Annotated in this window: 11 protein-coding genes and 1 pseudogene; 9 read left to right on the top strand and 3 right to left on the bottom strand. The window is 42.5% G+C overall.

The window, feature by feature from the left end:
* Nucleotides 1–121: 121 nt before the first annotated feature.
* The 4 genes and pseudogenes from VC182_RS11170 to VC182_RS11155 all read left to right on the top strand — a co-directional run.
* A pseudogene (locus tag VC182_RS11170) lies at nucleotides 122–928 on the top strand (IS3 family transposase); the annotation flags it as partial.
* A 52-nt stretch (nucleotides 929–980) separates the two neighbouring features.
* A complete protein-coding gene (locus tag VC182_RS11165; RefSeq protein WP_323485329.1) occupies nucleotides 981–1,544 on the top strand; it encodes a hypothetical protein in 564 nt (187 codons plus the stop codon).
* 551 nt (nucleotides 1,545–2,095) lie between these two features.
* Nucleotides 2,096–3,343 carry a KAP family P-loop NTPase fold protein gene (locus VC182_RS11160; protein ID WP_323485328.1) on the top strand — a complete coding sequence of 416 codons (1,248 nt, stop codon included), beginning with the start codon at nucleotides 2,096–2,098 and terminating at the stop codon, nucleotides 3,341–3,343.
* A 172-nt stretch (nucleotides 3,344–3,515) separates the two neighbouring features.
* Complete coding sequence (locus tag VC182_RS11155; protein ID WP_323485327.1) at nucleotides 3,516–4,925, top strand: AAA family ATPase; 1,410 nt, start codon at nucleotides 3,516–3,518, stop codon at nucleotides 4,923–4,925.
* 50 nt (nucleotides 4,926–4,975) lie between these two features.
* Here VC182_RS11155 and VC182_RS11150 read toward each other — a convergent pair whose 3' ends face one another.
* Both VC182_RS11150 and VC182_RS11145 read right to left on the bottom strand, forming a co-directional pair.
* Complete coding sequence (locus tag VC182_RS11150) at nucleotides 4,976–5,710, bottom strand: pentapeptide repeat-containing protein (RefSeq protein WP_323485326.1); 735 nt, start codon at nucleotides 5,708–5,710, stop codon at nucleotides 4,976–4,978.
* Nucleotides 5,711–5,887: 177 nt separating this feature from the next.
* Complete coding sequence (locus tag VC182_RS11145; RefSeq protein ID WP_216121994.1) at nucleotides 5,888–6,061, bottom strand: hypothetical protein; 174 nt, start codon at nucleotides 6,059–6,061, stop codon at nucleotides 5,888–5,890.
* 232 nt (nucleotides 6,062–6,293) lie between these two features.
* Here VC182_RS11145 and VC182_RS11140 point away from each other — a divergent pair, with 232 nt between their 5' ends.
* The 5 genes from VC182_RS11140 to VC182_RS11120 all read left to right on the top strand — a co-directional run bounded on the left by VC182_RS11140 (nucleotide 6,294) and on the right by VC182_RS11120 (nucleotide 10,688).
* Complete coding sequence (locus tag VC182_RS11140) at nucleotides 6,294–6,605, top strand: helix-turn-helix domain-containing protein (RefSeq protein WP_323485325.1); 312 nt, start codon at nucleotides 6,294–6,296, stop codon at nucleotides 6,603–6,605.
* Nucleotides 6,602–7,927, top strand: coding sequence for a HipA domain-containing protein (locus tag VC182_RS11135; protein WP_323485324.1), 1,326 nt, complete (start codon nucleotides 6,602–6,604; stop codon nucleotides 7,925–7,927). Before VC182_RS11140 ends, VC182_RS11135 begins: the two co-directional genes overlap by 4 nt.
* A 128-nt stretch (nucleotides 7,928–8,055) precedes the next feature.
* Entirely contained in the window at nucleotides 8,056–8,856 is an 801-nt protein-coding gene (locus tag VC182_RS11130) for a TIGR02391 family protein (RefSeq protein ID WP_323485323.1), read from the top strand.
* Nucleotides 8,857–8,892: 36 nt separating this feature from the next.
* Nucleotides 8,893–9,693 carry a hypothetical protein gene (locus VC182_RS11125; protein ID WP_323485322.1) on the top strand — a complete coding sequence of 267 codons (801 nt, stop codon included), beginning with the start codon at nucleotides 8,893–8,895 and terminating at the stop codon, nucleotides 9,691–9,693.
* A 95-nt stretch (nucleotides 9,694–9,788) separates the two neighbouring features.
* A complete protein-coding gene (locus VC182_RS11120) occupies nucleotides 9,789–10,688 on the top strand; it encodes a phage exclusion protein Lit family protein (RefSeq protein ID WP_216122002.1) in 900 nt (299 codons plus the stop codon).
* Nucleotides 10,689–11,025: 337 nt separating this feature from the next.
* On the opposite strand, the gene VC182_RS11115 is transcribed toward VC182_RS11120, so the two are convergent.
* On the bottom strand, nucleotides 11,026–11,280 hold the full coding sequence (locus VC182_RS11115; RefSeq protein ID WP_323485321.1) for a hypothetical protein: 255 nt from the start codon (nucleotides 11,278–11,280) through the stop codon (nucleotides 11,026–11,028).
* Between the last annotated feature and the right edge of the window lie 231 nt (nucleotides 11,281–11,511).

Raw genomic sequence — 11,511 nt, 5'->3', positions numbered from 1 at the left:
GATCTGCCTCTTGTAATATCCGAACAATTTGTTCGTCTGAAAACCGTGCTCTCTTCATACCTGCTCCTTAGGTTGAAGGAGTCATTATCTCTAAAAGCTTTTGGTCTGAAAATCCTAGGGCAGGTCAATGGCCCAAAAGGCAGTCAGAGAGAAGGCAATCCCCATTCGATTGGCCTGCGCTATCTTTAGCGTGAGCGAGACCTGCTATCGCTATGAAGCGAAGAACAATGTGCAGAACGAGCTCATTGCCAACTGGCTGATCCGCTTAACGGACAACAACCGCAGTTGGGGGTTTGGCCTTTGTTATTTGTATCTACGCAATGTCAAGAACTACACATGGAACCACAAACGCATCTACCGGATTTACCGCGAGCTTGAGCTCAACCTGCGCATCAAACCCCGTAAGCGTTTGGTGCGAGATAAGCCAGATGCATTGGTCGTGCCGCTGAGTATTAACCAAGTCTGGTCGATGGACTTTATGCATGACCAGTTGCAAGATGGCAGAAGTATCCGTCTGTTTAATGTGATTGATGACTTTAATCGTGAAGCCTTAGGTATTGAAGTGGACTTCTCATTGCCGGCAGAGCGAGTAGTTCGTAGCTTAGATCAAATTATTGCTTGGCGAGGTAAGCCTGCTGTTATACGAGCGGACAATGGGCCCGAACTCGTCAGTGGCAGACTCATGGAATGGGCAGCAAAGCATCAAATCCACATACAACATATCCAGCCAGGTAAACCACAGCAAAATGCCTATGTGGAACGCTTTAATCGTACCGTCAGATATGAGTGGCTATCTCAGCATTATTGGGAAAGCATTAACGAAGTTCAGGAGTTTGCAACGCAATGGATGTATAAATACAATCATCAACGTCCAAATATGGCATTGGGCGGCATTACCCCGAAACAGCGACTGGCCATGGTTGCTTAACTAATCCTACTTTTAGGCTCGGTTAAATAAGGGGGGATTACCGGAGTTTAATATGAACCAAGAGTTAATCAATTGGATGCAAAAGAGGGTGGCGAATGGTGCCGTTGGTCCATCAACTATTAGAGGTATGGCTCCCGCCGGAACGGCAGGAAAAATCAAAGACTATTTTCGTAAGTGGGATATTAAAACTATCAGAGCGCATAGTGAAGGTGATTTTTTAAAAAAACTAGATGCAGTTACTGATGGACTTTTGAATGCCCTTCCACATGATGCAAGGCATTGGGGTATGGCCAGAAAGTGTGCGAATATTTTCTTGCGAAACTGCCTATACAACAGATATTTGTGCAAGCACTATAAATTGGAGCCTCTGGAAGCGTGGCTAGAAATTCCACTGGATAGTCATACTGGAAAAGGGCTCATCATTCACTTTGAAAAAGGGATGTTGCCAAGGTGGAGAACGGTAATTTCACTTACACGTGAAGAAAGCAGTCAATTTCAACGGGCTGCTCTTGATTTGGCCAAGAAAAAACGAGTTTGCCGAATTCATCTTGATGATTTCTTATACCAAGGCGAGCATGTCACTCGGGTTTCACCTACTATTCCACTGAAGCTTTAATACAATAAGTAAGCCAATCAGTGCGGAATTTGGAAGGGACTAAATCCTATTCTCAGCCAAAATCTATATTCAATAGTTCGCGCCAAATTTCTTTCGTGCCGTCCATTTTTAAACGATGCTCTCTGGTTCATTGCTAACTCTTTAATGCAAAATGTAGTCGCAAAAATCTGAAAGGTTGATATTGATGCCATTTTTCATCAATGAGTTGGAGTTACGAGGGCGTGGATTGCTCTCAACAGAGGAATTTGATGACTCCCCATGGCTCGTATATAAAGTCCTGGATTTTCCTGTTCCCCAGGAATGGACGCTTGCCATAGGGTAAACCACAAAAGGGTGTCCGTGTGTAATTTCCCTTGGCTGATGTTATGTCTGCCAGTTGAACCAAGTCATATTCAATCATTTGGGCATTGTGATAGTTCAGTGGAATAGCATTCGCCCGTATTCCTAGTGGCTAATGTAAATGAATTGCCTGATGACTCGATTGAATCCATTGGGGTAGAGGGCCATAATTGCTAGAATGATATTTTGGAAGATTAGAGTGGAGTGCCATCATGACATCACAGATATCAAAGCCATTCCCCGATGATCGATTGAATCGTCAAGACTATGCCAATGGGTTAATTAAATTCATTAAAAGGCTAGATTCTGGAGTTATCGCCATTGATGGTGAATGGGGTGTGGGGAAGTCGTGGCTTGGCGACAGGCTTAAGCGGGGATTAGATCAAGAAGGAATTGCTTCAACAATCTGGATCGATGCATTTGAAGCGGATTGGGAGGATGATCCTGCGCTTTCTTTGGTTGCCGCTATTGCCAATCAGGTGGGGTCCGTTAATAAGGCTTCTTGGCTCAAAAAAGCAGCGCCTTGCCTAGCCCGACTGATTCCTGCAGGTGCCAAGGCTGTGGCTAAAGCCGCTGCTAATGCTGCGGGGTTTAATGATGAAATCGTTGATGATCTATCCGATGCCATCAAGGATGAAAGTAGCGCCTATATTGAGTCTCGACTGAAGGATTTGGCCGATAGAAAACAGGCGTTAATACATTTGAAGAATTTATTGGCTGAGGTTGTTGGCCAAAGCACTAACAAGAAGCTCGTAGTATTTGTAGATGAGCTTGACCGGTGTTCGCCTGAGTACGCGATTCGTTTTCTTGAGCGGCTAAAGCACTTATTTAATATTGAACACGTTATCTATATCCTATTATGGAATCGTACGCAGATTCAGGCTGCTGTCGAAACATTTTATGGGGTGGGATCAGGTGGTCAAATGTACCTTGATAAATTTATTGATTTTCCATTACATCTACCGCTGAGCCATATTAGTAAAGGCACTATTGGCCCTATGCGAAGTCTACTTGAATCGCTGAGTGGACGATTTAATCGAGATGAGAGGCTTGCGTTAGATGAAAATATTTACTGGCTCGATGCTATTGCAACATTATTGTCTCTAACCGCGCGGGAGTCGGAGCATCTAGCTAGATGGTGGGTAATGTCACCAAATAGAAATACTGTTGGCTTAGAAACATGGCTGCTTGGTTTTAAGGTTAAGCATCCCAATTTATTTGCTGACATTAGGGATGGGAAAGAGGATGTTCATGTAAAGGTGCGGGATATATTGAATGCGTTATCTCCCGACGATAATTTAAAAGCCGTTGTTGAGACATTGGTCAATGTGCATAGTTGCTATATGCTGAATGATTTTGATCACTTGGATGCTGGTACCGTCCAATTTCTTGGTGGAAGGTTTGCCCATCCTCGTGACGCTCTGCCTGCGGCGATTAGGCGTTTAGAAACCTTCTATTAGAGATTTGGTTGGCTTTTGGCGGGGGCGTCTATTTTTTCTGTGGTTCAGTTTTGAGATGGGAGAGCAATGCACTACTCTTAATGCTATTACTAGAAGGTGCCTCTTGGACGGCAATAAATCATAAACCGCACCCCTTACCTTGCTTGAAATTTACTATATTTTTTAATAATTTATGAAAATTCAAAAGATAATATTTTCCGATCATCCCATCTTCAAGAATCACGAAGTGGATTTTGAGGCAGAAGATACTGAATTTGTTTTTTTGGTTGGAAATAATGGATCGGGAAAGACTAGTGTGCTTGAGACAGTCTATAGAATTCTGACTCAGGGTCCAAGGGGTGTTGAAACATATCGAATTGCTTTCTTTTTCAGGTTAAGCCCGGAAGAGCTTGCATCACTCCCGGATGACTCTCAGCCCATTAAAAATCACAACATCAAATTAACTCTCAATTTTAAAAATGGGGGTTATTGGTGGGGGTTAACTGACCGCGATGGAAATGCGTTGACTGATCAGAGTCGCAGTCCTTTGGATGGCGGCGAATTGTTGAAAATCATGAAGATCATTTATTCAACAGTTGAAACTAGTTTTAAAGGAGAGTCTCCAAAAGGGGTTACCGCAAAAAATAGCGATGAGTTAGAAATTCCAAAGGAGGAATCAATTAACCTATCCAAGGAGATTCCTCAGTTATTGGTGGATATTAAAGCCCTTGATGATGCAGAGGGCTCATTCTGGCTTAAGAATAATGAAGGCAAAGAAGTTGGCGTAATCCCACATATTGAAAGAAAGTTTGATAGATTTACGAATGCTTTTGATATTCTTTTTGATAATTCTAAAAAATTTATAGATATAAGAAATGTAAATGGCGCTAAGAGTTTAATATTTAAAGATAAAGATGGTACGGAAGTAGGGCTCGAATCCTTAAGCACTGGTGAGTGTCAGGTTATATTTCGTGTTGCATATATATTGAAGAACTTGGGAAAGCTTGATGGTGGAATTATTCTCATTGATGAGCCTGAACTGAGTCTTCATCCGCTGTGGCAGGAAAAGTATCGTGATTTCTTGGCCAAAGTTTTTCAGGGGAGGGATGTTCAATTTATTATCGCCACACATTCACCATATATTTTCCATGGTATGAATATTAGTAAAGATGTATGTGTGAAGATAAACAGGCGTGAGCCTAGGAGTAGTTGTATTAATCTAAAAATTGGGGGTGGGCTGGAGCTATCTCCAAACTTGGTAAGCTATTTGGCATACGATATTTCATCGACAAGTCTTCATATTGAATTATTTGCCTTGTTGTTTCAAAAAGTATTTAATGATGTGAGTGCAGGGCTCAAGGAGTTAAATGAGTGGTTACAGAGTCCTGAAGGGGGAAGTCTCCCCATAGAAAAATCATTTTCAAGGGTGGGGAAAAACGGAAATTATAAAGTTGAAAATGAGACCTTACCTGTTTGGATTCGAAATAAAATTCATCATCCTGAAGAAGGGGCTAGGCCCGATTTCAGTCGTGATGATCTTAGGAGGTCTCTTGATGTGATGATTAAATTGCTTCGTACGCATGAGCAGGTGCGTGCTATATAGCTTTAATGGTCGGGGTGAGGACGCAAGTCAGCTATTGGTGGGATCTTTAATCATACCAAGTTGAGAGAAGGTAAATCAACATATGCAGTCGTATGATCTAATCGTGAGCCAAGCTTGACCTCGGAGAATGTAAATTCACCTGGAATGCAGTGGTCATCCAGTTGAACGGCATTAAGAAATGCGCCAGAGATGTCAACTTCCGCGAAACTGCTATTTGTAAATCGTAACTGTCCAAGGCGAGCATTGCGAAGGGATGCTCCAGTAAGGAAGGTGTTCTCGAGGTGGAGTCCTCCAAGGCTGGAGCCATCTAGATTGGCATTGGCAAGTGATACATTGCGAATTACGCAGTGATTAATGCGAATTCCCGATAGATCTATCCCTGAAAGGTTGGCGTGTGGTTGAACCTTGGGATTTGGATATAGCTCTTGTAAATCATTGAGTGTATAACGCTGGCCACCAGATACGAAAGAGAAGTTGGTGAAATCAAGAATAAAGGTCAACTGATGAATTGGCTGGTGCGACTGGGCCCATGCCGCATTGATCGCGCTTGAGTTCACAGCTTGCTGCGTATTGATGTACTGCCGTACGGCCTTTTCAGCATCCTGCCCAATGGGTGTTCTCCATCTAATTTGCGTTTCGAAACACTGAAATGCAGTAGGTGGAAATCTAGCGTTTATAGCCTTGACAACAGCCTCTCTATTTAAGAACCAAAACTCTCCTGGACTCTCTCTTTCCCTCATGCCGAGTGATCTCAGAATTTTGAAGACGGATAGAGGAAGGTACATTCGTGTATTTCTTACGTTTTACTATAAGCAAAGTGCTTGCATACAATTGCTGCTGTAATTTCAGAATATCCCTAAATGAGATGTGGCAAGGCTTATCTTATCGGATATAAGATTCAATTGATCATCCTCAATATGAATTACATCTAATGTACAAAACTCTAGAATTAGAGCTGTTTTTTAATTGTCCAGCTTTAGATCTGAGTAAAGTTTTTTTAAATATGCAGAGTCAATCAAAGCCACCTCTTTAGCGGCCTCAATGTCTCCACAACCAGCAGAACCTCGTAATTTAATTGAGCCTGATTCAATACCAGCTTTGATTAGACCAATTGATTCATTGGAGTTAAGCGCCATGGTAGACCTCTTTATTTTGGTTTGGTGAGCTTGAACCCTATCATGTTTGAGTGACTGCATGAGTAAACATGGGCGGCTAATTTGGAAAATTTATTATAACGATGCTTAAGCATCGATAATTTATATATCAGCTATATTTCTAAGTATATCGATGCATATGCATCTTTTATTAATATTAGATGTGAAATTATGAGATAATCGATGACATAACATCGTTTATCAGGGCATCTCAGTGAAAATCAAGATTACCAAACCTCAGGATCTAGGATTGTTGATTAGGGCAACTCGTAAGCATCAAAAGTTGCGCTTGGATGATGTTGCTGGGAGTGCTGGATTGGGGCCTGTTTTTGTGCGTGAGGTAGAGCGGGGCAAGGAAACCGTTCAATTTGGCCGCGTAATTAAGCTCTTGCAAGAACTTGGCATTGAACTTAGTGCAGATGTAGCGGATGACATATTGGCCAATTTTGAAAAATTGCAGGCGGAAGGTGTTAAGCCACTGCCGCCCAAGCGTCGGTTTTCTGTGCCAAAGGCGGGTTCAGTATGAGCGCGCGCGTACTGGATATATTTATTAATGACCAGAGGGTTGGGCAACTTGCTGAGCAAAATAATCTTTGGAGTTTTGAATATGAACAAGACTGGATAAATTCGCCTGAGACATTTGATTTATCTCCAGCTTTATCAAGGACGCGGTTGTTGCATCAGGATGGCGCTACTAATAGACCAGTGCAGTGGTATTTTGATAACCTGCTTCCCGAAGAAAGTATGCGAACCATTTTGGCTCGCGAGGCAAAGCTGCCAAGCGAAGATGCTTTTGGACTACTGGCGTATTTTGGACGTGAGTCGGCTGGCTCACTAGTATTAATGCTGCCAGAAGATGTGACGCCGCAAGAACAAGGGTTGGCCCCATTAAGTTTTCCAGAGCTAAGTAATCGCATCGCTAATTTGCCGCATGCCTCCATTTCACAAAATGCGCCAAAGAAAATGTCTTTGGCAGGGGCGCAGCATAAGCTCTTGGTTGTGCTTCAGGGTGAGGCGTTGTTTGAGCCTTTAGCGAGCACGCCTTCAACACACATCTTAAAACCTAATCACCAAGATCCGGCTTACTCAGCATCCGTGATGAATGAGTATTTCACGATGAAATTAGCGCGGGCTCTTGGGTTAGATGTGCCTAATGTGTATCGTCTTTATGTTCCGCAGCCAGTTTATGTAATTGAGCGGTTTGATCGTGTTATCTCGCCGTCAATTCAAACGAAGCGATTACATATTATTGATAGCTGTCAGTTGCTAAACAAATCACGTGAATTTAAATACTATGGTGCCAATTTAAATGCTCTTGCCCAGGCGGTTAACCAATGTCGAAACAAGGCCGTTGCTCGATTGGCCATCTATCGTTGGTTGGCGTTTAATTTGTTGGTGGGCAATGGAGATAATCATTTAAAGAACCTATCGTTCTTGGTGGATGCATCGGGCATTAATATTGCCAACGCGTACGATCTTCTATCAACAGCAGTCTATGACACGCGTACTTTTGCTAATGAAAAAGCGACTTGGCCCAATACGGCGCTAGCTTTACCAATTGGCGATGCGAAAACTTTCTCTGCTGTTACGCGGGAAGATGTTTTGGGTGCTGGAAGGGCTTTGGGTTTGAGTGGGCAAACGGCTGAGCGAGAGCTTGATCGCCAGCTAGCAGTATTGCTTCCAGCAGCAGATGAACTGATCGAGGAAATTGAAAGTTCGTATATGAAGTTTGAATTGGAATATCCCGATGAGCCGTCGGTAGCAACGACCCTTGCTAGTGAACGTCAGGTGTTAAGAGCGATTCGTCATGCGATATTGGCTGAAATGTTCAAGCGGTTGATGGTCTAAAGGGCGTGAAGTTTGGCGTCAATTGATAACAATGTGAAGCTATCATTGAAGGGAATTGAGTTAAGCTGGCGAATCAATCGTTGAAAGACTTTAATAAGCGTATAAATTAAACTAATGACTATGTAACCATGGCTTATATACCTTGTTTCGATTCAAGTCAATTAGAGGCAACATGTAAAGTTTTAGCTGATACTAGCAATGGACTCAGGGGTGAAGAAATTCGTCACATTCTTGCTGAGATTAAGGTAGCAGATCCTGATTCGAGTCTAACCAAATGGAAGCGTCTATTTAATGCTCTAGCTTATGTGCAAAATAAGCACCAAGTTGGGAATCACCTTATATTGTTTATTAACCGTGCCATGGCGCCAGCGCGTTATATTTCAACACCAGAACTATTTGAATGGCGACGAGATGGGTTAAATGTAGCATTAGCATTTGCTGGATATGCAGTTAGAGATGATGGTAGGGTTGTTCATACAAGCCGTGAAACCACTCTATCTGGAGCGCGGGCGCGTGCTAACCGATTGCAATCACTTTTAGAGTCACGTGGCACACACCAGGAGGTGTATAAGTATTGTCGGTCTGAGTTATTGGAGGAGAATTATTTCCACGCCGTACTTGAGGCTGTTAAGGGTATTGCAGAGCGAATTCGTCAGTTATCTGGCTTAAAGACTGATGGCGCTGAGTTGGTGAATCAAGCTTTTTCTACCAGAGCGCCTATTCTTGCATTTAACTCACTTCGATCCGAAACTGACATAAGTGAACAGAAGGGGATTGCGCATTTACTGATTGGCGTCTTGTCTGCGATCCGCAACCCGATTGCACATGCACCTAAAATCGTGTGGGCAATGCCAGAGCAGGATGCAATTGATATCTTTTCCGTATTGTCATTTGTGCATCGCAAACTTGACAATGCAGAAAAAAGATGAATTTTATACGTCATCAACCTTCTAGAATTTGGATATATGACTTCGATAAATAATTCTCAGCAAGGTAGATATTTGTTATTTTTGGATATTCTTGGTTTTAGTGATCTGGTTGAATCTAAAGGAGTCAGTGAAATATATGCAGTTATCGATAATGCGCTGAAAACCTTCGGACGATGGGAAGAGCTCAATGGCTCATTTAAGACCATTTATTTTTCTGACACTTTTATTTTTTATCAGGAGTCCAAGGGCTACGGTAAGTGGGCGTTTCTTGATATCTACGCTATCGGTGGCATGGTATTGTCCGCCCTATTGGCGGCGCATATTCCTGCGCGCGGAGCAATTTCATTTGGTGAGTTTGAGGTTCAATTTGACTCAACAGGCCGCCATCAAGTGTATTTCGGAAAGGCTTTAGTTGAGGCATACAAGGCTGAGCAGCTTGAGAAGTTGATTGGAATCACCATTCTTCCCTCTGCATGGAAGCCCTACGAAGAACAAACACCAGGGATTGTTGATGTGTTCGCTAAAGAGGGGGTTTGGCTGATGCGAGAGGACGGCATCCTTCTTCTCAATCCGTTTATAAAGTTACGGAGTTGGTATGTCCCCGCCATGATTGGTGAAGTTGATAGACCGTATTCTAAGTGGGATGCGCCAGAGTTTCCGAATGACATACTTGGTTTCAAGTTTCTTCGAGATAAGGCTGCGCACTACGCAGCGGAAAATAATTTCACCAGTCCGGTGGCAATCAAGTACTACGCCACAATTTGTTTTCTTAAAGACATTCTTGGTAGGGATCTTTATGAGTGGGGTGAGCGGGCAGCATTGCCTATTAATTTTTAGATCCTCTATTTCCTTGCTGTTTGAGCCCCCAAAAAATTGATGCATACTTCTATAACGATTTCTGAATGAACAGCTAAAAACCGCAGGCTTAATAAATGAGATCCCCTATTTGCTTATTGGAGTTTCAAATTGCAGGCGCACTGTTTAATGTGGCACCAGAAAAGGAAATCCAGTGTATTCAACATCGCGATGACTATCAGTTTGATCTTGTTTTTGTGGATGAGAAGAAGTTTGGGATTCGCGTAAGATTTAATGAGGATGATGCACATCCTGAAATTGTGCTACCAATTTCCTCGCTGGAGTATTTATGGGCATTTTCTCATTACTGCTGGGTCCTTACGCAGGAATATGCTGCATCCCAAAGGGGTGGGTCGGAAAATTTTAATTGCCTGGGGAATGAGCGCTTAAAAACATCCTCTAAATTATTGCAATGGGCGAGGAGAAATCTTTTTGACTCAGGGATTGAGCGGTGGCCGGAGTTGGGTCCTCGCCCAATGCAAGATGCATGTTGTTTTGACGATTCCCAAGTCGCGACTGAGTTGTTTCTTGTTGCGCTTGGTTGGATCATGCATCATGAGATTGCTCATGTGGTTCTGCGCCACCCGCTGATTCGGACCTCATTCTTGGAGCAAGAGGAACGTGAGGCTGATCAATTTGCTACTGAATGGCTGCTGGATGGATTGAAGAAAAATGATTCAAGATTTAGAAAGCGCGCTCTTGGTGTAGCAACTGCGGTGCTAGCAATTCAAAGTCTAGAAGTTGATTCAACGGCTTGTTTAAGAAATACCCATCCTGATGCACATGATCGTATTTTTCAAAATATCGAGTTATGTGGATATGCTGGGGATGAGACTATTGAAGCATTTTGCGTGGTTGTGCTGCAATATTTATTTTGCCAAACAACGATAAAAGTCAATGTAGATGGCAATTCATTTTCGGAAATTTTAAGCGATCTTTTGTTTGATATTTCCCGAGCAAAGAATGCGCCCAATTAATGAGTGGAGATGTGATTCCCTTTGCGTTGCGCTCTTCCTAATTCTTTTGCCTGAGGGGTGCTTATAATATTCTGGGAAATTGTTACGTCTGATACAAAAGAGGTTGGATTCTAAATGGATACCCTAGTTCATGTGTAGTTTAAAAGGGGACCTCAAGAAAATACTTGGTTATACGATAGAAGACTGAGCTCTACCGCTAAATTAAGGCGAATTAAATCAACTGCCGCAAAAATGGCTTTTGATTAAAAAGGGTATGGGGGTAGCGCAAACTTACGATGGGTATCTCCAATGAAATTATCGGAATAATTTCCCATGCAAGATCCTTCATAGGCCCATCTTATAGTCTAGCTGAGCCAAATTGTGGAGCTACATCATTGCGCCAATCCTCGGCGCTTAAGCAGATCTTTTTATCATCAGGTAACTTTTGATTAGAAAGTTCAACGATTTTTTCAATCAGATCGGTATGTTGATTTATCAACTCAGAAATATTATTTCCTGAAAGCAAATTGTATTGTCTATTGAAGTTTTGTTGTCTATCTATGGGTGGGACGGCTCGAGCTTGAGATAGAAGGCCAAGCAAGCTCGATGCCATTAATGATTCTAGTAACTCTACAGTCTCTGAATCAAGAAAGGCTGCATATTTTTCAATGGTGAGCGATAGCGAGGATTTAAATTGCTCGACCTCATTATGAAGATGGTGGATTCAACTACGAAGTGCAACTTTGAACAACTAGTTAAGGAGGCTAAGGATGTTTTAGTATCCAAAGCTTCTAGACCTGCAAGTCAAAGTAGCCATGACCTATCAACACCTTAGCCAAACTGA

Origin of the sequence: Polynucleobacter sp. AP-Nickl1-40-C4 (assembly GCF_035012665.1) — a bacterium.
Taxonomy (GTDB): domain Bacteria; phylum Pseudomonadota; class Gammaproteobacteria; order Burkholderiales; family Burkholderiaceae; genus Polynucleobacter.
The sequence above is the reverse complement of the archived record's forward strand: the minus strand, read 5'-3'. Positions and strand labels throughout refer to the sequence as shown.

What these genes read in the sequence shown, in the direction of transcription:
- VC182_RS11115 (WP_323485321.1), bottom strand. Translation starts at nt 11,280, where the DNA reads ATGGCATCGAGCTTGCTTGGCCTTCTATCTCAAGCTCGAGCCGTCCCA.
- VC182_RS11135 (WP_323485324.1), top strand. Translation starts at nt 6,602, where the DNA reads ATGAGCGCGCGCGTACTGGATATATTTATTAATGACCAGAGGGTTGGG.
- VC182_RS11155 (WP_323485327.1), top strand. Translation starts at nt 3,516, where the DNA reads ATGAAAATTCAAAAGATAATATTTTCCGATCATCCCATCTTCAAGAAT.
- VC182_RS11120 (WP_216122002.1), top strand. Translation starts at nt 9,789, where the DNA reads ATGAGATCCCCTATTTGCTTATTGGAGTTTCAAATTGCAGGCGCACTG.
- VC182_RS11130 (WP_323485323.1), top strand. Translation starts at nt 8,056, where the DNA reads ATGGCTTATATACCTTGTTTCGATTCAAGTCAATTAGAGGCAACATGT.
- VC182_RS11150 (WP_323485326.1), bottom strand. Translation starts at nt 5,710, where the DNA reads ATGTACCTTCCTCTATCCGTCTTCAAAATTCTGAGATCACTCGGCATG.
- VC182_RS11145 (WP_216121994.1), bottom strand. Translation starts at nt 6,061, where the DNA reads ATGGCGCTTAACTCCAATGAATCAATTGGTCTAATCAAAGCTGGTATT.
- VC182_RS11165 (WP_323485329.1), top strand. Translation starts at nt 981, where the DNA reads ATGAACCAAGAGTTAATCAATTGGATGCAAAAGAGGGTGGCGAATGGT.
- VC182_RS11160 (WP_323485328.1), top strand. Translation starts at nt 2,096, where the DNA reads ATGACATCACAGATATCAAAGCCATTCCCCGATGATCGATTGAATCGT.
- VC182_RS11125 (WP_323485322.1), top strand. Translation starts at nt 8,893, where the DNA reads ATGACTTCGATAAATAATTCTCAGCAAGGTAGATATTTGTTATTTTTG.